The organism is Methanosarcina sp. 1.H.A.2.2, assembly GCF_000979975.1.
Classification (GTDB): domain Archaea; phylum Halobacteriota; class Methanosarcinia; order Methanosarcinales; family Methanosarcinaceae; genus Methanosarcina.
In genome coordinates, this window is record NZ_JJQL01000073.1 from 16,655 (window position 1) to 36,643 (window position 19,989).

The following is a 19,989-nucleotide window of genomic DNA, read 5'->3' on the forward strand; positions in this document are numbered from 1 at the left end:
TGCCATAAGCGTAATGGCAGCCGGACCAAGGGTTAAGTTGTTTCCTTCCAGAGTATAGGTTCCACTTCCGCTGTTGCAGTCGGCTTTGATATGATATGTACCGTCAGGGGAGAAGGCAAGCGTATAGTTCTCAGAGTAAGGAACCATTATCTGGTTTTCAGGGCTATCAGAGTCCTGGAAACTGGCCCACTGCCATTCAATACCGGTAATAGCATCGGCAGAAATTGGTTCGAGTTCCGGGATAGTGGTTTCTGCAGGTTCGGTAGGTGTGCTTTCTGCAGGTTTGGCAGGGGTGCTTTCTGCGGATTCGGTAGAAGTGTTATCTGCAGGTTCAACAGAAGTGTTTTCTGCGGGTTCAACAGTAGTGTTCTCTGCAGGTTTATCAGGAGTTTCTTCCTGCTCAGTACAGCCAAGCGAGAAGGAGACCACGGTTATAACCCCTATGGTAAGGAGTAAAACCATGCCTATAGATGCAATTTTCATTTTCATTATATGCCTCGTAAACTGATTACATGGGAAGATGCGTCATTTAAATATATCTTTTGTTTAAGCTGCAGTTTGATTCGCAGTAATCTGAATATTTTTTTAATAGTTTTGCAGAATATGATATGCCTATATGTTCTATTTTGTATATTTCCATTTTTCAGCAGAAGGGGATTTTTCGGGGATATGCATTCTTTGCACGGGTGAAAAGACCAAATCCGTAACTATAGAAATGAAGTCTTAGGATTCAGTAACTAAGTTCAGGAAACCAGATTCCTATGCTTCTTTAATTCACAAGACTAACCATATTGATTAATAAATAAAAACCTGAATCGGAGGATAAGAGTGAAAATAAGCGCACGCAATGTCCTTAAAGGTAAAGTCAAAAGCATAACACACGGATCAGTTAACTCGGAAATCGTAGTCGAACTTCCGGGTGGCACCGAGATCACTTCCATTATCACAAAAAGTTCCGCTGAAAAGCTGGGTTTGAAAGAAGGGCATGAGGTCTACGCAGTAATTAAAGCCACAAGTGTCATGTTAGCCTCTGATTAAACTATGAGTCCGGAACTGCATGGTTCCTGCATACTGCATGGTTCGGTATTGCTAATCAAAAAAACTTGACAACCGGGTTCTCAATAAGGCAGGTTATTAAGAGCTTATCCTCAATGGAGCAAATTTAGCAACGTGAAATAGAAAAATAACAAAGCAAACCACCAGGAAAATAAATTGTTCAGAAAGTAGTGTTATTGATAGAGGGGGAGTTATTTTTGGGAAAAGAAGACAAAAAACCATCTTTACAGCCGGAGCCAATACCTTATCCGGAACCGCAGCCGGTTCCTTCACCCGAACCGATACCTGAACCTGAACCGGAGACCGAACATAAACCCGGAAAAACCAGATAATAACAGGTCAAGTACAGCAGGCATGATCACAAAGGTTTACATTTCTCATTGCGAACAGGACGAACCGCTTGCCCAGGAACTGGCACGGACTCTCTGGACAGTGGAACTGGAGAGCTTCTCGTCCCTGTATAGAAAAGCTCGAATTCTTTCCCTGGCTGAAAGAATACGTTTTGGCATCCGGCAGTCAGACTGCGTTATCCCGATCATCACACAGGAAGGAATGTTATCCCCGGAGGTGAATCAGGAGATCGGGCTGGCTGTAGGAGCCGACCAGTTAATAATTCCGCTGGCAGAGGCAGGAGTTGAACTGCCTATCCTTATACACCATCTCCAGCCGATTAATTTTTACCCTGAAAACTATGAGGATGCTCTGGGAAAGCTCATACAGAATATAAGGCAGCTTACGAAACTGGACTGGCTGAAGATAAAATGCCCTTACTGCGGAGAGGAAATGACCCAGTATATCACCCCGGAAGAAGAGGTGGAGAGAGCTCTTCTTGCAGGAAAACACCTTGAGACTATCTGCAGCTACTGCCAGAGAAATATTTACCTTGACCCAAGGACCTTCAGGCCCACGCCCTGAACATTCTAACCCAGGCAGGGAGGTGAATTCATGGAAAAAAGAATCAAAGACGAATCTGGAGAAAACATGGCAGTTCAATCCAAAATGGGGAAGGCTACAGTGAAAGAGTCTGAAATAAGGGGTATTGAAGATCTTACTCCTGCAGAAAAGAAACACCTGCTGTTACAGCTTTCCCGGGACAGAGTAAAAGACAGTTCTGCCGGCCCCTGGGAAATTGTTGATATCCGCAGGGAAGAATGGGAAACAATTAAAGCTACACTGACTCAATCCGTAGAAATTGACATCAAGGATACAGGAAAAGACGAACTTTTCAGAGTATGGTTCGATATAACAAAGTTAGAAAGAGAACTTGAGTAAATAACTTGAGTAAATAACTTGAGTAAATAACTTGAGTAAATAACTTGAGTAAATAACTTGAGTAAATAACTTGAGAAAAATATTTGAGTTAGAATCAGGGAGGACCGGAAGTAGGGTCAAAAAATGATAGAATAGAGTCTAAGAATGATAAGGAACATGGTTGAGGTGTACCGTAGAGAAGGAAAAGATGGTAAAAATTAAAAATACAGATGAAGATTTCAGAAGTAAGTTAGAAGTCATCTGTAAGAAGCGTATCTGTTAAAAGTATACTATCAGATCATGTTTAGAATTATCTGCTCTTTCTTTTTGCATAGCACTCCCTGCAGTAGACTGGTCTGTCAGGGTCTGGTTCAAAAGGCACCTCTGTTTCTTGATCACAATCAGAACATTTTGCTTTGTACATCTTCTGCGGCCCTCTACCGGAATCCCGACCCCTGCTCTGGTAATCTTTTCGCTCCATAGATTTCCCCCTTATACGTTATATTATGGCTTTAGATCAAATAATTCAAAAGAGCCGCACTTATGAATGTGCCATTCTTTGGTGTGTCTCAATGAACTAATTGAATGATTAATATCTTACACGGTGATATTTATTGTTGTTGCATCAGGTTTGAGCTGTTTTAAGTCTCTAGAAGTGTATTTTAAGTTCTTAAACCAGATGTTTTTACAACCTTCCCTGTCAGTTAATGACCCCCTTTCGACTGAATCTAACTTTCCGGAAAAGTAGTTCCTGTCGTGTTCCAGACCCATTAGGCTTCACCGAAGAATCGCTGGTAGAAGGCTAACCGTTTTATCCCTGCTTTATCCTGAATCCGGGGGCTTCAGCGTTAAAAGGTAGTGAGAAGAGGAAACCGTAGATATAACACCTGATTCATAGCTTCCTGAATCTCAACCGAATTCATGTTTTATAGTCGGCCCAGGAAATATTAATACATATAAACAAGAACCCAAACCGTAAGAAATATATCAAAAAGTGCAGTTAATTGTTGAGTTGAATATAAGTTGCCTCCCACTTGAGTGCGGGTTCACTCTGAGCAAAGTTACTTTCCTGAAAACGCCTTGCTGACGTCGGCAGCGTTGGTATACTCCTTCTCTGGAAGTTCTTCGAGGACCTCCATTACCTTACTGCTGGCTTTGTGCTTTTTAGCGTGTTCAATAAGTTTCTTCTTCTCTGCAGGATAACCCATATCTTTTAAAGCTTTCTGGACTTCGATAGGACTTGTTTGCATAAAATTCCCCCATGTGGCGTATTTTTTATCGAACGCATTAATGCCTTCGAACACCTTCTGAACCTTTACTGGATTTGTTCTCGTAAATCTTGTTAACTACCCACTAAATCTAAAGATTTAAAGGGTGTCCGGGTTCATATCCCTGGTTCATGTCCCTGGTTCATTCCCCCAACCAATTACCAGTAAGTCCCCAAGCTCGTCCCCGCATCCCGTATGTATTGATTTAGAGCTGCCTTTCGGCATCCGGTTTACCAGTGCAACCCCTAACCCTTCGGGTACCGGTTTAACTGGTTGCTTTCCGTTGGCCTGGTTATCACAGTAGGAAAGCAATATACAATTGGTTGGAAATTATATTAATGCAGCGAATAGAAAAACGAAAGTGGGAGAAGTTGACGCTTATAATCCCTGGGCTAAAGATCCGGGGATTTTACGCTTCTACCTATAAAGATGGACAACAAAAAAGAGAACTGAAAAAATATGGCTGAACAAGGAAGGAAAAGCCCTCGTATAATTGATATACCATCGTGACAATCCTACAGCTATGAATAGCAGCAAATCCGAAGATTCCGTTTTACCTTCACACCTTTCTGACCGTGCAGCTCGTGAAAACCATGAAAGGTCGCCTGCCGTGCATTCCACTTCTACTGATGGATCTTCTACTTTTTCAAGCCCTGCCCTTGACCAGCTCAGTGGCCTTTTACCTGACTTTAACAACCGGCTCTCTCCGACGCGAGATCTCGGGCTTTCTCCTCTCGGGCAGCCCCGCCTGAGTTCCGAAGCCCATCCGAGGCTTGTTTCCGACTCTGACCTTGGACTTGTATCCGGTGCTCTTTCCAGCCCTCTTTCCGAGCTCAAAACCGAATACCCTGAAACGCCTGTCGGAAAAGAGCTTGAGGTCATGCCTGACCTGCCCGGGAGGACTCTTGCAGGAAATAAAGTCGGCTCGCTCACCCTTGGCGCAGACCTTCCGATTGGGCTTGTTGAAAGCAAATTGATTACTCTCAGCAGCACCGAAGAGAAGCTGAAGAATGCTGAAAAAGACAGGAAGTAAAAAAAGGTCTGTAAAAGAATTTACTACTTTTTTATACTACTTTTTGATGTGGGGCAGTTAAACTGCTCTTTTCTTTTAAAAAGTTATGTAACTGCGGAAAAAACACGGAAATAGAAGACCTGAGATAGTTTTCCGTGTATCCCGTAGTTCATCTCTTCTTATGAGACTGACTAAGAGATTTTCTTACGAAGTTCTAATTTACTGACTTAATGAAAAAAATAGCCGTTTTTTAGATATAACTGCGGAAAATGGGTTACTTCAGTTACGGGTCATAAGGGAGAAAGCTCCGATGCTTTAGCCAGGAGTAGTTCACCTTATAGACACCATTATTCCTAGAAGGCTGACTGCAATTGCAATTATAGTTATAAAAACAATCAAAGCTGAACTATCGTTCTCAACCCGTTCATTGCTCTCATAATCCATAATACTAAATATGCGGTTATTAATTAAAAAACTTTTGCCAGTTTTAAATAGAGGATTATTTGAAAATAGCCTTCATGAGCCGTTACTTTATCAAAATATACCATAAAAGTCATTTATACATTTATTTTTTTTTAAATTAGTCGCGGCCTTTTTTAACTTCTCTTTTTTTCAGCGGGGCCCGTGCTATGTACGGTGACAGAAAGACCGGAGACAGCTATTAAGTTTGCTCCGGCCTATTCTTATCAGAACTTCTTCCAACGATGCGGCTTAAATGAAAGTCATATGTTGCACTTTTATTCTGCCTTTACCTCGCCGCTCTTCTCAGAGATTTTTCGAATTTGTCGAGCCCGAGGTCGGCTTCTTCGTCGGTCATGACGAGGGGTGGAGAGAAGCGGATTACAGAGTCTCCGCAGGGGAGGAGAATAACTCCTTCTTTAAACGCTTCTCTGATAATCCTGTCCCTTCTGATAGGGTCTATGGATTTGTCGGATTTTACGATTTCTGCACCTATCATAAGGCCAAGGCCGCGAACATCTCCTATGCAGGGGAAATTCTCCTGAAACTCCCTGAGGCGCTGCCGGATATGCGCTCCCATTTCTCTGACATGGTTTTCTATATTTTCCTTTTCCAGAAATTCAAGGGAAGCGAGAGATGCAGCTGAGGAAAGGAGATTTCCGCCGAAGGTGTTAGAGTGGACACCAGGAGGCCAGTCCATAAGGTTGCGATCTGCAAGCATTGCGCCCATAGGGAGGCCTCCGCCAAGGGCTTTTGCAAGGCAGGTAATATCAGCCCTTACCTCAAAGTTTTCCATGGCAAGGAAGGGGCCTGTCCTGAAACAGCCTGTCTGGACTTCATCAGCTACAAGGAGAACGTCATTATCCGTGCAGATTTTTCTTACTTCCTTGTGGAACTCCGGAGGCGGGACTATATAACCTCCCTCTCCCTGGATGGGCTCAGTGAAAACGGCAGCAGTGTCTTCGGGGCTCAGTTCCTTTCGGAAAATCAGGTTTTCAATCTGCTTTGCGCATTCGATTCCGCAGGAGGGGTATTCAAGTTTCATGGGGCAGCGGTAACAGTAGGCATAATGGGTGTGCACTGTCCGGAGGGTAGGGAAATACTCCTTTTGCCGGACTTTAGAGCAGGTCAGGGAAAGAGCGCCCAGGGTTCGGCCGTGGAAAGCATTATAAAAAGAGATAAAGTTCTGGCGCTTTGTCTTCCATAGAGCAAGTTTCATTGCAGCTTCTACAGCTTCGGTCCCGCTGTTGCAGTAAAAGACCTTTGAGTAGCCTGCAAGCTCTCTTAGTTTTTTTGCAAGCTTTAATGGAGGCTCGGCAAAAAAGTCCCCGTATCCGCAGTGAAACATTTTATCCAGCTGGGCTGAGATGGCGGCTTTAACCTCCGGGTTTGAGTAGCCTGCATTCATGACAGCAATCCCTGCAACGAAATCAATGTACTCTTTTCCGTCTATGTCTTTGACTATGGAACCATTTGCCCTGTCAACAACCAGAGGATAGGGACGGGCTACACATGCAGATATTACATTGCAGTCCTGCCCTATGATCTCCCTGGCTTTTGGGCCAACCATATCAAGCAACCCTGTGTCCTGTTCGAAAAAACCATGATCGGTTTCCAGCGTCCTCATAGCGTCCTCTGATTGTTCTGTTTTTTCAAAGTTTTTCCATTTTTCAAGCCTTTCCGGCTTCGTGTAATCCAGAATGATTCACCCTCTTCCCATATTTCATTCCGTATCTATCTGGGCTTTCTGCAGCCTGCCGCTGTAGTCTATGTACACGGCTTTTACCTCTGTGAATTCTTTGATTGCTTCTGTCCCGGCTTCCCTGAACCCGTTTCCGGTTCCTTTTACGCCCCCGAAGGGAAGATGGACTTCGGCACCTATTGTAGGGGCATTAACATATGTGATCCCGGCTTCGATCTTTTTAATCGCCCTGAAGGCGTTTCCAACATTTTCAGTGTAAATTGCCGAGGAAAGCCCGTATCTGGTGTTATTGGCAACTTCAATTGCTTCATCAAGCCCTGAAACCGTAATGATGCTGAGCACAGGCCCGAAGATCTCTTCCTGTGCAATCCTCATATCCGGCCTGACATCCGTAAAGATAGTCGGTTCAAAAAAATAGCCCGGAAGCCCGGGATCTATGGTATTTCCCCCGAGCAGGAGAGTTGCACCTTCTTCTTTTCCTATCCTGACGTACCTCTCTATTTTCTCAAGCTGGGCTTTATTGATTACAGGCCCGATGTCCGTTTCAGGCAGAATCCCGTTTCCTATCCTGAGAGATTTTGTTTTTGCAAGCAGCCTTGTTATAAACTCGTCCTTTATTTTTTCGTGCAGGATCAGCCTGCTCGTAGCCGTGCAGCGCTGGCCTGTTGTCCCGAAAGCCCCCCAGAGCACGCCTTCAAGAGCAAGTTCAAGGTCGGCATCATCCATGACAATTACCGGATTTTTGCCCCCCAGTTCCAGAGAGACCCGCTTTATCGTTTTTGCACATTCTCCCATGATCCATTTCCCGGTTTCAAGGCTTCCTGTAAATGAAATTGCTTTTATTCGGGGATGCTGGACTATGGCTTTTCCAACGCTTCCTCCGGGTCCGGGCACAATGTTTACCACTCCGGGAGGCAGGCCTGCTTCCATCAGGATTTCGACGAGTTTAATTGCAAGCAGGGGCGTGTCGCTTGAAGGTTTGAACACGATTGCATTTCCTGCTATAAGGGCTGGCATGATCTTCCAGCTGGGAATTGCAATAGGAAAGTTCCAGGGTGTTATCATGCCCACAACTCCTATCGGCCTGAGCACGGTCATGCAGAACTTGTCCTTGAGTTCGGAAGTCGTTGTCTCCCCCAACATCCGCCTGCCTTCCCCTGCGGCATAATTGGTGATGTCTATTGCTTCCTGTACATCTCCCCTTGTTTCGGGCAGCACCTTCCCCATCTCTTCTGTCATGAGTATGGCAAGATCTTCCTTTCTCTCCTGCAAGATGCGAGCAGCCCTGAAGAGCACTTCAGCCCTTCTGGGAGCCGGAACTTCGCTCCATACCCTGAATCCCTCCTCGGCAGCCTCAACTGCCCTGTCCACATCCTCGTTCCCGGCTACCTGTATCGTAGCAAGGTTTTCAAGAGTAGCCGGATTGATATCATCAAAAGTTTCTCCTGTTGACGAGTCTCTCGACTCTCCACCTATAAGCAATTTGTACTCCAGAACCACAAAATCCCTCTAAAAGCAATGAATATAATACCACATAAATATATCCAGAAAAAGGATTCGGCTGAACCGAAATAATTTCAGAGTATTCTACTGTTATTTATTGAAACCTTTTCGCAGTAATAGCAGAGATGAATAAAAAGAAAGCCTGACAGTCTTACCTTTACATGGTTGTTTTTTCGAGCATCACCAGAAAACTCAGTGGATAGATAAAAAAAGTGATTCAGATAAACATAGAAAAGAGAGGAAAGCGTTACATAAATAATATTTAAAAATAGTCAAATAAAAATGGGTTAACTAAAAAAAGGTTAACTAAAAAAGGTTAACTAAAAAAAGGTTAACTAAAAATGGGTTAACTAAAAATGGGTTAACTAAAAAGGGTTAACTAAAAAATGGTTGATTAAATGTGATTACTATCCCTATACCTGACAGAAACTAAAGCTGCTTCTTTCAGAGATTCAAATTATTTCTTTACAATAATCAGTAACCTGACTTACTGCTAACAATCTGCCAGATCCGCTTTGAAAGTTCGGAGTACTGAGCTTTAGGATCTCCTCTTTTCTGAATAAAGGAATCTGCACCGTTTTCGATAGCTCGGTTCATAACTTCTTCTTTGCCCACTCCTGTAAAAAGGATGAAAGGTATATTAATTCTCTTATCACGGATAGTTCTCAAAAATGAAATGCCATCCATATAAGGCATATCATAATCCGAAACTACTACATCATACGAGAGTTCATCTAACTTCTCGAGAGCCTGTCCTGCAGATTCCACTGTATCGGAGTTTATGTCGTGGAACACTTCTAAGAACGTTTTTGATAGCTCCAGGAATACTGGGTCGTCGTCTACAAGCAGTACTTTCATGGGGTTTTCTCCTTAGCTTTATGATTTTGCAGCGTTAAATAAGGAACTGTCGCGTTCCTCATTTACTGGTAAGAGATTTTATAGTCAAGGTGGCATTTTTGGTGGTTTCTATGTGAAGCTGAGATATGCTGAGCTAAGGTATAATTTCATACTTCTATCCCCCTTTTGCAAGCTCAACCCCAACAGACAGGAATTAAGTCTTATGATATTGTATGGTTTTGAAATACCATTAGAGCATACTTACCAACTAAATTTTTATGCTGTAAGTAAGAAGATATTTTAGTTAATATAAAAAGTTAACTTACGTAAATATCCTCTTCTATAAGCTGCCAGGATTTTATGACTATTTTATTTGTTTTCTACAAAGAATATTTTTTTGCTTTGGAAACTAATTTGTGAAGATACGAAACAAATAAGAGAGATTAAGTAGGAACAAAATGGCAAGAAAAAACAACTGAAAAAACAGATCCAAAAGATATAAGGAAAAAGTAGTGGAGAAAGTAGAACCAGAAGATAAGGGGAAATGGAAATAATAAAAGCGAAAAAGTAGAGATAAAAGAATAACGGGAAAAGAAATAACGGGAAAAGAAATAACGGGAAAAGAAATAAAAGGAAAAGCAGATGCAGAAAAAAAACCAGGGATTTTATCCCTGATTGATAAAGTTATCGATCTCTTTTTTCAGCATATGGCTCAGGACTTTTCCGTCAACCGTGCCTCTGTACTCCTTCATGACAATGCCCATGAGAGGACCGAGGGCAGCAGGGCCTTTGTCTTTGATGAAATCTCCTCTTTCCCGGACCATCTTTTTAATGAAATTTTCGATTTCCTCGGGATCAAAGGCGCTCAGGCCGAGCTTTGAAATTGCTTGCTGAGCTGTCAGTTCAGGCTCTTTTGCAAGGGCGGCAAGAAGGTCCTGAATGGCTTCTTTTGCAATTTCCTGGTTAGAAATGGCTGCAAAAAGCTCAATGAAATGTTCATCTGTGAGGTTGTCCGTCTCAACACCATTTCTCCTGATCTCAGGGACGATTCCTAAAATGGTTCTGGCAATCAGGGTTGAGTTAACATTTGCGTCCTTCCTGTAGGTTTTCAGGAGGGTCTCAAAGAGAGGCAGATGCTTTGAGTAAGCCATTTTTTCGGCAAGCTCTTTATTCAGGCCACTTTCGGAGACAAAACGCTTTGCCCTTTCTGTCAGGAGTTCCGGAGGCTCTATGGAACCAAAATATTCCTGTGAGATTTCGATCTGGGGTACATCGGTTTCGGGGTACATCCTTGCCGCGCCGGGGAGAGGGCGCATATAAGCAGAATTTCCTTCCGGAAGGGCCTTTCTGGTCTCTTCAGGGATTCCCTCAAAGGCTTCTTTTGCCCTTTTAATTACTGCCTCAATTGCAAGCCTGGATTTTTCAGGTTCGTCTGCAACCATGATGACAGCATCTTCAGGGTTTGCGCCGATAGCGTCCCTGACAGCCTGGACTTCCTTTTCAGTTATCCCGTAGTTAGGAAGTTCGTCCGTGTGGAAAATTCCTCCCACACCTGCGGTCTTTGCCCTGTCCGAAAACTCAGTCCCGAGCCTTCTCCCTGGCTGGACTTCCTTGCCTACAAGCCCATTGAATTTCCTGAGGAGAGCGGCAAGGATTGCGCCTTTCTTTACGCCTTTTTGCAGGACCTTGGACTTCGTGTCCATGAAAAGCCCTGTTACATCATAGATCTCCTCGCAAACAAAGGCTTTTCTTTCAAGGAGTTCTTGCCTGATAAAAAGCAGGTTCAATTGCCTTTCGACTTCCCTGCGGACAATGTCTTCTATGAGGTCAAGGGCCTGTACTCCTTTGATTTCGACTCTTGCACCTCTGGCAATTGAGATGTTGACGTCCTGCCTGATCGTGCCAAGCCCTCTCTTCACCTTCCCTGTAGACCTGAGAACCATCCCGATATACTCTGCAACCTCACGGGCTTGCCTCGGGGATTTGATATCAGGCGCAGTTGCAATTTCGACAAGTGGAATCCCGAGCCTGTCCAGAGAATAGACTATTGAGTCTCCTATTTCCTCTATTTTCTGGGCAGCTTCCTCTTCCACACAAAGGCTGTCAATCCCACAGTGGCCTTCCGAGGTTTCAATGTACCCATCGCTTGCAAGAAAAGCAGTCCTCTGAAAGCCGCTGGTATTTGACCCGTCCACAACGATCTTTCTCATTACATGCATCTGGTCGACAGGTTTCATGTTGAAGAGCTTTGCAACCCCGAGGGAAATGTTCAGGGCTTCCTTATTGAGTTCCCTTGGTGGCTCTTCATCATTTTCGATAAGGCAGGTCGTGTCATATGCCTTATAGATATACTTTCTCCTGATCTTTGTCTGCTCCACCGCAGCCCTATCCTTTTCTCCCATTTCACTTTCCGTAGCCCTCAGATACCTGAAAAATTCGAAGTCCGAATCCCCGATGTCCCTGATCAGGGTAGGGCACCTGCAGAAAAGCTTCTCCTTCGAATCCAGCTGCTGGTGAATTTCAAGCCCGGCTTTCAGCCCAAGTTCACTGTAATCGTATTTTTCCATATTTTCACCCGAATCTAAGCAGGAAGCGCCTTAATCCTTTTTAATTCACTCTAAATTTTCCTTCAGTTTTCCTTTAGCTGTCCTTTAATTATTCCTTCAAATCTAACTCTTTTTGCTCTTCCTTCACTTTTAAGCCCATCGGCTCGCTATTTTTTCCTCTTATATTTAAACCCTCTTTCTGCGCTTGTTTCCTCTCTTAGCTCTTTTAGGTGCTGCGCTGGTAGTTATCGGCTATTGTCAGTAAGAAACTTAATGTAAAAGGTGTGGTAGAATGTATAAAGGTATCTCTGTATATAAGATTGAAGTAATTACGGACTCTTTTTTCATCATAAAATGAGTTAGTAGAGCTTGATTGCTCTTAGTAGAGAGAATCGTAAAACACAGCCATCTCTATTCCTGCTTTTGCATACGAAAAAGATCCGGCTCTTAAAAACCCGCTCATAAAACAATCCTATAAATCGCCGAAGGACAATCTTTAAATTCTTCTATTGTTATTCTGCCTTAGCTAATTATTTTGAGGAAAAAATACATGAACGCAGATAGTGTGACCGAAAAAGCAGTTAAGGATGTTCTGGATAAATTTGCAGAGAGTTACGCCAGACGCGACCTGAAAAGCGCAATGTCCCTTATTGCTCCGGATGCCGATGTTGTAATGTACGGCACCGGCGCAGACGAGAAACGTGTCGGGTTTGAGGAAATAAGAGCTCAGTTTGAGCGCGATTGGTCTCAAATCGAGGACCCGGCTCTCGAATACAACTGGACTTCAATTTCAGCAGCCGGCAACGTAGCCTGGGTGGCTATTGATGCTGTTTTAAAGGCAAAAGTAGATGGGCAAAAACTTAGATTTTCGTCCCGGGTCACAGAGGTACTTGAGAAACGCGGGGACAGCTGGCTCATTGTGCAGGGGCATTTTTCTTTCCCTGATCAAAGTCAATTTTTTGATTAAATGATCCTTTCAGGGATTAAAAACGATATTTAATTCTCCTTTTTTATTTTTTGCTTGTAGCGGGCACTTGCCCAAAATATCCGAAGAGATTGTTTGGATTAAAATTTTGATGGGGGTGATAATCTTACTCAACGTCATTTTGAATATTTCCGGGGTTGAGCCTGTGGAAAAGCCTGTCCTGCTCGACACCCTCGTTATCTTTACACTGTCTGTCCTGACAACTTCTGGCACGCAAAAATACGAAACTCGATCTTTTTGTCAGGATTTTTGACCTTCAAACTCCTGACCCGGAAAGAGAAAAAAGGTTGGACATATGGAAATGATTGATTTTGTACATACCATACACAACCGTTAAATAACCCTTTTGACATACATAATTAACACAGTAAACATATGAAAAATGTGGAGCTTATTCTAAAAAAGGATATTGAGAGGATTTCTCTTGACACAAAACGGAAAACATACCGATTTGCAGGGCAGCCTCAAATCCCTTTTCAAAGACCGGGTTTCTTTTGAGAAGCTGGAAAGGTTACTCTATTCCCATGACATTGCAGCCCTTCCTGGAATGGTACTAAAGACCATTTCAACCCTGCCAGATGCCGTGGTGCAGCCTGTGGATTCCTCTGAAGTAGCCGGACTCATCAAGCTTGCTTCAGAACACAAAATTCCCCTGGTCCCGAGAGGTGGAGCGACCAGCGGCTTTGGAGGAGCCGTACCTGCAGCCGGTGGAATTGTTGTCGATTTTGTCCGGATGAAAAAGGTGCTTGGAACAGACCTGAAAACCGAAACTGTGGAAGTCGAGCCAGGAATTACCTGGGAGCAGCTTGAAGAGGACCTGAAGAAAAAAGGGCTTGTACTGCGCCTCTATCCAAGCAGCGCCCCGGGTTCCACTGTAGGGGGCTGGGTAGCCCAGGGCGGGAGCGGGATAGGAAGTTTCGAGTATGGAAACTTTAGGGAGAACCTGGTCTCCGTGGAAATTGCAGGCCCTAAAGGAGAGCTTAAAGTACTGAAAAACTCCGACCTGGACCTGGCCTACGGGCTTGAAGGGATCACCGGCCTTATCACAAAAGTAAAGCTCAGGGTCCGGAAAGCCGATACTGATATTCCCCTGCTCGCCACATTCCCTGATGCCGGGAAACTGGAATCTGCCCTCAAAGAAATAAGAGATTCCGGGCTCAGGCTCTGGTCCGTGCATATCCAGACCCCAGGCTTTGCAAAGTTGAGCCAGGAGGCCCACGGGGAAAAGCTGCTGCCTGAAGGAAGGTACCTCGCCCTTTTTGTCTACCCCGAATCCCGGGCCCTGGAAGTCGGGCAGCCCCTTGAAAAGACCGTACAGCGACACGCAGGTAAAATCCTCTCCACGGAACTCGCCCTCCATGAGTGGAAAAACCGCTTCTACTCCATGCGCCTCAAGCGCCTTGGGCCTTCTGTCGTGGCCAATGAGATGGTCATCCCTCTTGGTTCACTTGCCGCCTACCTCAAAGCTGTAGAAGGGAAGTTTAAGGGAGGCTTTGTCTTCGAAGGGATCATGGTAACGCCGGAAAAGCTGACCATGATGGGCTTCATGCTGGCGGATGAGCGCAAGCTTACCTTCCCGCTCAAATACTCCTCATCCCTGGTCGCAACAGACCTGGCAAAAAAGCACGGAGGAGAACTCACGGCTCTTGGGATGTATTTTACGGAAAATGCAAAGGAGCACCTGGGAAAACAGCTCTTTGAGAGAATTGTGGCTTATAAGAAAGAGGCAGACCCTCTTAACATCATGAACCCTGGAAAGGTCCTGCCCCCCTCGGTTGAAAAGAATTCCCCGATCAAACTCCTGAATGCGGCAATGAAAATGGCGGGCCTGAGCAAATCCGCAGTCTGCAGCATGGGCAGCCTGCTCGGAAACGAGCCATTGCCATTTGATTTTGGGGATCGGATGCCTTCCGAGATCGGGAAAGATGCCTTTGTCTGTGCCCAGTGCGGGTCCTGCCGGGGCAGCTGTACGGTCTTTGATGCAAGGCCGTGGGAGAGTAACTCCCCAAGGGGAAAATGGTACCTCCTTGCCGAGTACCTGAAAGGCAACATCGAGCTGGAAGAAAAGGCCGCAGACTCCCTTTTCTACTGCACGACCTGCAAGAAGTGCGATGCAAAATGCCAGACCGACATCCCAATCGCCCACCACTGGATCAACATCAGGGGCGTGCTTGGAAAGAAATTCGAAAACACTGGCCTTGCAGCAGTCAGGGAAAACGTGCTTAAAAGCGGGAACTTCTGGGGCCTCCCAGACGAGGCAAGGGAGTGGATCACCGATGAGGTAAAATCCGATATCCGGACCCTGCCTGAAGGCCCAATCGGTTACTGGCCGGGTTGCTGGGCGTCCATCGTTTCAAAGAACATGCCCCAGAATATTGCAAGGATTATGACGGCAGCCGGCCTGGAGTTTGTGAACCTCGGCGAGGAAAAGGAAGCCTGCTGCGGGCTCTACCTGGCACTTGGGGGCTACACGGAGGACTTTGCAAAAGCCGCGGCAAAGAACATCGAGAACATGAAAAAGCGCGGGGTTAAGACCCTTGTCATTTCGTGCCCTGGCTGCTATGCCACCTTCACGGAACACTACCCCCATGTGGCAGAGATGCTTGGCCTGGACTGGGACATAGAGACAAAACACATAACAGTTCTCCTGGACGAGCTTGTCCGTGAAGGGAAACTGAAGTTTGAAAAGCCCCTGGACAGGAAAGTCACGTACCACGATTCCTGCCATGTAGGGAGGTGGTTCGATACCTACGACCAGCCCAGAAACGTGCTTAAAGCCATCCCCGGTCTGGAGCTGGAAGAGATGGAGCACTCAAGGGAAAACAGCCTCTGCTGTGGCCTTGTCGCTGCCTTTTCCGACATGGGGACTGTAGCCCATTGCGCTGAAACCCGCCTGAAAGAGGCCCTTGCCACAGGCGCCGACTGTGTGGTCACTAACTGCGCAGGCTGCGCGTCCCAGCTGAACTTCGCTTCGAACCTGGCACAGGCCCCGATCCGGCAGAAGGACATCACGGACCTGTTAGTTGAAGCTCTGGGTTACGAATACGTTTTCGACCCTACCGAACCCATTTCCGTCTTCATGCAGCAGGCGGGACAGCTTTTAAGTACAAGCTGTATGAGAAAAAAGAATTGAGGCCCGAATCCTTTCAGCTTCCGAAAAACCAACGCTTCCAACAAAAATATGCTTCCTACACCTGCAACATCAGCAGGTTCGATGCAGGAGAAGCGCCTCAGGCGTTTCTTCTTTAATTCGAATTTTTCATGGATTTTCCGGATTCTGAATTTTTGGCTTCCGAAATCAGAGTTTCTGAATTTTAAACGGCTGAATTTCAGGCTTTGTAGAAAACCTATCTAAATTAATGTCAGAGATTTCTACAGTAAAGACTGAAAGTAGTATTAGAGTAAACGAGAAAATACAGTAGAATAACTAAAAAGGCCATTTTGGTGACTGAGCAAATACAGCATGATGACTAAAAAGGTCACTATGAAAACTGAAAAAAATACATCTGGATGACATATCTTAATTTTCGTTCATGCGTCTTCGGTTAAGTGAAGAGTCGTGACAATTGCCTCCACTTCCACAACAGTTGTCAAATATTTGATCCAATTGTAGACCAGAACTGGGTATCGATTTCATATAAAGAGGCCAAAACTTAAGGCAGGCTTCTGGTGCAAAATCGATAGCTCTCGGGAAAGAAAATTCCTTAACCGAGGACCAATGCGATATTTAATTCTTACTTTGTTATTTTTTACCTATTTCGGACCACATTCTTAAGCTCTCAATATATCTCTTTTCATACTTACTCTAATAATCAGATCCAGTAATTATGGACGTAAGATTTTGTCTGCTGGATATATGGAGTGATGTACTTGAGGCAAAATGGTACAATTACCAATGTAGTAACAACATTGCCAACGAACCATCCTTCAAATGTCACAAAAAATTCCGTCCATGGGACCATACCTTCCCTGACGATCATTAAGGCACCCCACATCGCACCGATAAAGTTGTTAAGCAGACACCCGAACAAAAGGAAAATCCCCATGTCCCGTTTTGTTCTTAGCCTTATGTTAACCCTGAAGTACGCAAAAGCCGTCAGGGGTATAAGGACCTGCCAGAGATCAGCAAGTGACCATACAACATTTAATGAAAGGGGCATATCCGCAAGGATTCCTGCTCCTATCATACAGCCAAGATAGGCAGAAAGCCCTCCCCATATTCCATACCAGAGAGCAAAAACGATCATAAAAGCGACTGCAAAATACATACTGGATACGCCGGGCGCAGGTGAGATAGGAGAGGTTACAACTGCAAATCTTGACAAAAGTGAATTTACCAGTATCAGGAAAAGAAAAATATTCAGATGAGTTGATACTGACTCTATATCGGGAATTATAGACTCTCCTTTAATTTTATGACATAATTGAGATGTAGCTAGTCCTCTGAAAGGGGTACTGGTAATGGAATAAACATATATAAAAATGGCATAAACATATATAACATTTTTAGTATATAACATAACTGCAGCAAAATAGAACAAATTTTTATCAGCACGGCGGAGATTCATTATTTTTCGTAAATTGCATTACCGGGAGTTATGGCAATGAAAAGCGATCAAGAGGACATGGACCCACTACGGCTAAAGGAATGGTTCGCAAAACCATATTCTGTAGCTGTGACAACAATTTTGCTTTTTTTTCTAGTCCTTTATCGTGCCTGGTTGTATATTGCAAATTGGCTTGAAAGTGTCCTTGTAACCGGACTCACTCCCGGTGATGTAACTTTTATTAAGGCACTTACATTTATTCTGGTTCTTCTGATTGCCAATATCGTATATATGGTTCTCAACAGGCAGGTAGGTCTTTTGAGAACTGTTAAAGTTCAGGAGAAAAAACTTTACCTATGTGAACTAAAATTTCAGAATTTTATTGACAATGTACCGGAGGTTGCTGTCCAGGGCTTTGATCCGGATTGTACTGTAATTTACTGGAACATTGCAAGCGAAAAAATGTATGGGTATCCCAAAAATGAAGCCATGGGGAAGAAACTGACTGAGCTTATAGTCCCCTATGAAAATAAAAATGATTTTTTAAAGATCATCGGTTCCATGCAAAAAGATAGGACTTATGTCAGTGCATCGGAAAGTACTTTTTTAACGAAGAAGGAGGAAAAAATCCCTGTATTTTCCAGCTATTCGGCTGTCCAGGTACCTGAAGACCAGTTTGAGATCTTCTCCATGGAAATAGACCTTACCGAGAGGAAAAGAATGGAGCATACTCTTCTGGAAGCAAAGGAACTTGCTGAGGCTTCAAACACTGCTAAAAGCAAATTCCTGGCAGGTATGAGCCATGAAATTCGAACGCCTCTTAATGCGATCATTGGGTTTTCCGATCTGCTTATCGAGAACTACGCAGGACCCTTAAATGAAAAACAAATGAAGTATGCAAAAAATATATCCATAAGCGGTAAGCATCTGCTCGGCCTCATCAATGACATCCTTGACTTATCAAAAGCAGAAGCCGGAAAGATGGAACTCCAGTATGAGAAGGTCTCGGTCCCCCTGATAGTCAGGGAGATCACAGAAGTTATGAGGCCGGCTGCAAGCGGCAGGGGAATAACTATCAGCACCGACATAGAACATGATGTTGGTATTTTGGAAGCGGACAGTGGTAAGTTAAAGCAGATACTGTACAACCTCATAGGGAATGCAAACAAATTTTCCATTGAGGGGGGAAACATTACCGTAAGAGTCAGAGTAGTTGAAGAGTTTATGCAATTCGAGGTTGAAGATGAAGGCATGGGAATAAAGGAAGAAGACCTGCCAAAACTTTTCAAACCTTTTTCCCAGGTTGAGGGGTCCACTGAAAGGTACACTGAAAAGAAGCCTGAAGGCACAGGACTGGGCCTATCCCTTGTCAAGAAACTGGTTGAACTCCATGGAGGAGATGTTTGGGTCAAAAGTGAATACGGAAAGTACAGTATCTTCGGTTTCAGCCTCCCACTTCAAAGCCCTACCGAGCTGCAACTCAGCTGACACCACCGGTGAGAGCCCTGGTGCCTGAGAGCCAATAGAAACCCCGGCACCCCTTATCTACCGAAGCAAAAATGGAAACGCCGGTTCGGGATTTCCCCATTCAATCCAGCAAAATCAACGCATAAGGCACCGGAGCCGCAAACTCCATCAGAAACTTCTAAAGTTGCGCCCCCAATTTTTCAAGCGTCTTGTCCATCATCAACCCAGACGCCATGAGACACGGCCTGCGGAAGGAGACTGGAGGCAGACCTTTTCTGAATCTGCGCCGGTACAGTTTCATAAACCCTCAGCAGGAAAACCCTGAGTCTTTAGCTCAGGGAGAATTTACTTAGTGAATTAACAGGAACTGTTTTGCTAACAGGTATAGTAAAATGATCAGGCAAAGAATAAGGAATAAATGCATCAATACTCCAATCAATATATCAGGATTTACTTCACGATCTTTCAAAAATAGAACATTTTGTTTCCAGGTGGAGGGGGAATTCTTGGGTGAGTCTTCCATAAATTATACAATAATTTCCTCCCATATATAGAAGTATAGTTTTGTCGTTAATCAAAACTTCCTGTAATAATTAATTTCGTTCTCTCTTCCCTGTCTTCTGTTCCTTCACTCTTTTCTTTTTTACTTTCTTTCTTTTTTATTCTTTCTTTTATTCTTTTATTCTTTCTTTTATTCTTTATTTTCGTTATTTATTTCTTTATTTCATGATTTCGTTCCATCCTCTAAACCCCGATGCAATTATATTTCTTACAGGCACATAGTGTAATTGGGTGTTGTTTGATGGGAGTCGCTAGTTTCAAGAAAATAATGATTGCAACCGACGGTTCGGTCTGTTCCAGGATGGCTGCTAACAATGCGATAGAGCTTGCCCGTTTGAACAGGGGGACTGTTTATGCTGTATATGTGGTGTCCACGGATTATTTCTCGTCAATGGCTGTGGATTTTGACTGGGAAAGGATGAATGAAGCCCTGAAAAAAGAAGGACATGCGGCCGTTAGTTATGTAAAAAGAGCAGGAGAGATGGAAGGGGTCGATGTGAAGCCCATCCTGCTTGAAGGGCATCCGGCTACCGAACTGATCCGTTATGCCGAAGAGAATGAGATGGATATTGTTGTTATGGGAACTCTCGGCAAGACAGGGCTGGACAGGCTGCTGCTCGGCAGTGTGGCAGAAAATGTTGTCCGGCACTGCAAGGTACCGGTAATGATTATAAGTGAAAAGTGCAGGGCCTGAGGCTGAGATCCAGAAAAATACCATTCAGCCTCAGGTTTTTGTCTTCTGCATCTGCATCAATCGGTTTTTCTTCAGCCGCCCTTCTTTTGTATTCCTTCTGT

Annotated in this window: 20 protein-coding genes; 9 read left to right on the plus strand and 11 right to left on the minus strand. The window is 44.3% G+C overall.

The features are described from left to right. A partial coding sequence (locus EO93_RS10785; protein WP_235284218.1) for an META domain-containing protein occupies positions 1–489 on the minus strand: 489 nt, incomplete at its 3' end. 339 nt (positions 490–828) lie between these two features. On the opposite strand from EO93_RS10785, the gene EO93_RS10790 reads away from it, so the two are divergent. From EO93_RS10790 to EO93_RS10800, 4 genes are all read left to right on the plus strand, one after another. Next, complete coding sequence (locus EO93_RS10790; protein WP_048132977.1) at positions 829–1,038, plus strand: molybdopterin-binding protein; 210 nt, start codon at positions 829–831, stop codon at positions 1,036–1,038. A gap of 215 nt (positions 1,039–1,253) precedes the next feature. Then, entirely contained in the window at positions 1,254–1,388 is a 135-nt protein-coding gene (locus EO93_RS18500; RefSeq protein ID WP_255350222.1) for a hypothetical protein, read from the plus strand. 22 nt (positions 1,389–1,410) lie between these two features. After that, complete coding sequence (locus EO93_RS10795; RefSeq protein WP_048132985.1) at positions 1,411–1,971, plus strand: toll/interleukin-1 receptor domain-containing protein; 561 nt, start codon at positions 1,411–1,413, stop codon at positions 1,969–1,971. A 30-nt stretch (positions 1,972–2,001) separates the two neighbouring features. Beyond that, entirely contained in the window at positions 2,002–2,328 is a 327-nt protein-coding gene (locus EO93_RS10800) for a hypothetical protein (RefSeq protein WP_048132988.1), read from the plus strand. A gap of 289 nt (positions 2,329–2,617) precedes the next feature. On the opposite strand, the gene EO93_RS16915 is transcribed toward EO93_RS10800, so the two are convergent. The 4 genes from EO93_RS16915 to EO93_RS17510 form a co-directional block, all read right to left on the minus strand. Further along, positions 2,618–2,788: a CxxC-x17-CxxC domain-containing protein gene (locus EO93_RS16915; protein ID WP_082098476.1), complete on the minus strand. Its 171-nt coding sequence runs from the start codon at positions 2,786–2,788 to the stop codon at positions 2,618–2,620. A 116-nt stretch (positions 2,789–2,904) separates the two neighbouring features. Continuing rightward, entirely contained in the window at positions 2,905–3,078 is a 174-nt protein-coding gene (locus EO93_RS17505; RefSeq protein ID WP_156161301.1) for a hypothetical protein, read from the minus strand. 290 nt (positions 3,079–3,368) lie between these two features. Beyond that, the gene (locus EO93_RS10805) at positions 3,369–3,557 is read right to left on the minus strand and encodes a DUF2795 domain-containing protein (RefSeq protein WP_048132990.1); all 189 of its coding nucleotides are present in this window, start codon (positions 3,555–3,557) and stop codon (positions 3,369–3,371) included. A gap of 147 nt (positions 3,558–3,704) precedes the next feature. Beyond that, a complete protein-coding gene (locus EO93_RS17510; protein ID WP_156161026.1) occupies positions 3,705–3,887 on the minus strand; it encodes a hypothetical protein in 183 nt (60 codons plus the stop codon). 181 nt (positions 3,888–4,068) lie between these two features. Between EO93_RS17510 and EO93_RS10810 the strand changes: the two genes are divergently transcribed. Then, positions 4,069–4,608 (plus strand): hypothetical protein, encoded by a 540-nt coding sequence (locus tag EO93_RS10810; RefSeq protein WP_082107628.1) that lies wholly within the window; start codon positions 4,069–4,071, stop codon positions 4,606–4,608. 727 nt (positions 4,609–5,335) lie between these two features. Here the strand turns inward: EO93_RS10810 and EO93_RS10815 are convergent. The 4 genes from EO93_RS10815 to gatE form a co-directional block, all read right to left on the minus strand. Further along, entirely contained in the window at positions 5,336–6,673 is a 1,338-nt protein-coding gene (locus tag EO93_RS10815; RefSeq protein WP_235284219.1) for an aminotransferase class III-fold pyridoxal phosphate-dependent enzyme, read from the minus strand. 96 nt (positions 6,674–6,769) lie between these two features. Next, positions 6,770–8,248 carry an aldehyde dehydrogenase family protein gene (locus EO93_RS10820; protein ID WP_048131867.1) on the minus strand — a complete coding sequence of 493 codons (1,479 nt, stop codon included), beginning with the start codon at positions 8,246–8,248 and terminating at the stop codon, positions 6,770–6,772. Positions 8,249–8,725: 477 nt separating this feature from the next. After that, positions 8,726–9,109: a response regulator gene (locus EO93_RS10825; protein WP_048131865.1), complete on the minus strand. Its 384-nt coding sequence runs from the start codon at positions 9,107–9,109 to the stop codon at positions 8,726–8,728. A 644-nt stretch (positions 9,110–9,753) separates the two neighbouring features. Further along, positions 9,754–11,655: a Glu-tRNA(Gln) amidotransferase subunit GatE gene (gatE, locus tag EO93_RS10830; RefSeq protein WP_048131863.1), complete on the minus strand. Its 1,902-nt coding sequence runs from the start codon at positions 11,653–11,655 to the stop codon at positions 9,754–9,756. 529 nt (positions 11,656–12,184) lie between these two features. Between gatE and EO93_RS16565 the strand changes: the two genes are divergently transcribed. Continuing rightward, on the plus strand, positions 12,185–12,601 hold the full coding sequence (locus EO93_RS16565) for a nuclear transport factor 2 family protein (RefSeq protein WP_052733463.1): 417 nt from the start codon (positions 12,185–12,187) through the stop codon (positions 12,599–12,601). A gap of 9 nt (positions 12,602–12,610) precedes the next feature. On the opposite strand, the gene EO93_RS17515 is transcribed toward EO93_RS16565, so the two are convergent. Further along, positions 12,611–12,832 (minus strand): hypothetical protein, encoded by a 222-nt coding sequence (locus tag EO93_RS17515; protein ID WP_156161302.1) that lies wholly within the window; start codon positions 12,830–12,832, stop codon positions 12,611–12,613. A 211-nt stretch (positions 12,833–13,043) separates the two neighbouring features. Here EO93_RS17515 and EO93_RS10840 point away from each other — a divergent pair, with 211 nt between their 5' ends. Then, complete coding sequence (locus EO93_RS10840; RefSeq protein ID WP_200898111.1) at positions 13,044–15,752, plus strand: FAD-binding and (Fe-S)-binding domain-containing protein; 2,709 nt, start codon at positions 13,044–13,046, stop codon at positions 15,750–15,752. Between the two features lie 679 nt (positions 15,753–16,431). Here EO93_RS10840 and EO93_RS17520 read toward each other — a convergent pair. Then, entirely contained in the window at positions 16,432–16,944 is a 513-nt protein-coding gene (locus EO93_RS17520; protein WP_162198702.1) for an MASE1 domain-containing protein, read from the minus strand. Between the two features lie 279 nt (positions 16,945–17,223). Between EO93_RS17520 and EO93_RS10850 the strand changes: the two genes are divergently transcribed. Together EO93_RS10850 and EO93_RS10855 are read left to right on the plus strand one after the other, a co-directional pair. After that, complete coding sequence (locus EO93_RS10850) at positions 17,224–18,654, plus strand: PAS domain-containing sensor histidine kinase (RefSeq protein WP_052735444.1); 1,431 nt, start codon at positions 17,224–17,226, stop codon at positions 18,652–18,654. Between the two features lie 781 nt (positions 18,655–19,435). Then, positions 19,436–19,888, plus strand: coding sequence for a universal stress protein (locus EO93_RS10855; protein WP_048131861.1), 453 nt, complete (start codon positions 19,436–19,438; stop codon positions 19,886–19,888). Positions 19,889–19,989: the final 101 nt, after the last annotated feature.

Bases quoted from the DNA above. Each gene is read 5' to 3' on its own strand.
- EO93_RS10855 (WP_048131861.1), top strand. From the start codon at position 19,436: ATGGGAGTCGCTAGTTTCAAGAAAATAATGATTGCAACCGACGGTTCG.
- EO93_RS16915 (WP_082098476.1), bottom strand. From the start codon at position 2,788: ATGGAGCGAAAAGATTACCAGAGCAGGGGTCGGGATTCCGGTAGAGGG.
- EO93_RS10800 (WP_048132988.1), top strand. From the start codon at position 2,002: ATGGAAAAAAGAATCAAAGACGAATCTGGAGAAAACATGGCAGTTCAA.
- EO93_RS10815 (WP_235284219.1), bottom strand. From the start codon at position 6,673: ATGAGGACGCTGGAAACCGATCATGGTTTTTTCGAACAGGACACAGGG.
- EO93_RS10795 (WP_048132985.1), top strand. From the start codon at position 1,411: ATGATCACAAAGGTTTACATTTCTCATTGCGAACAGGACGAACCGCTT.
- EO93_RS17505 (WP_156161301.1), bottom strand. From the start codon at position 3,078: ATGGGTCTGGAACACGACAGGAACTACTTTTCCGGAAAGTTAGATTCA.
- gatE (WP_048131863.1), bottom strand. From the start codon at position 11,655: ATGGAAAAATACGATTACAGTGAACTTGGGCTGAAAGCCGGGCTTGAA.
- EO93_RS10850 (WP_052735444.1), top strand. From the start codon at position 17,224: ATGAAAAGCGATCAAGAGGACATGGACCCACTACGGCTAAAGGAATGG.
- EO93_RS16565 (WP_052733463.1), top strand. From the start codon at position 12,185: ATGAACGCAGATAGTGTGACCGAAAAAGCAGTTAAGGATGTTCTGGAT.
- EO93_RS10825 (WP_048131865.1), bottom strand. From the start codon at position 9,109: ATGAAAGTACTGCTTGTAGACGACGACCCAGTATTCCTGGAGCTATCA.
- EO93_RS10805 (WP_048132990.1), bottom strand. From the start codon at position 3,557: ATGCAAACAAGTCCTATCGAAGTCCAGAAAGCTTTAAAAGATATGGGT.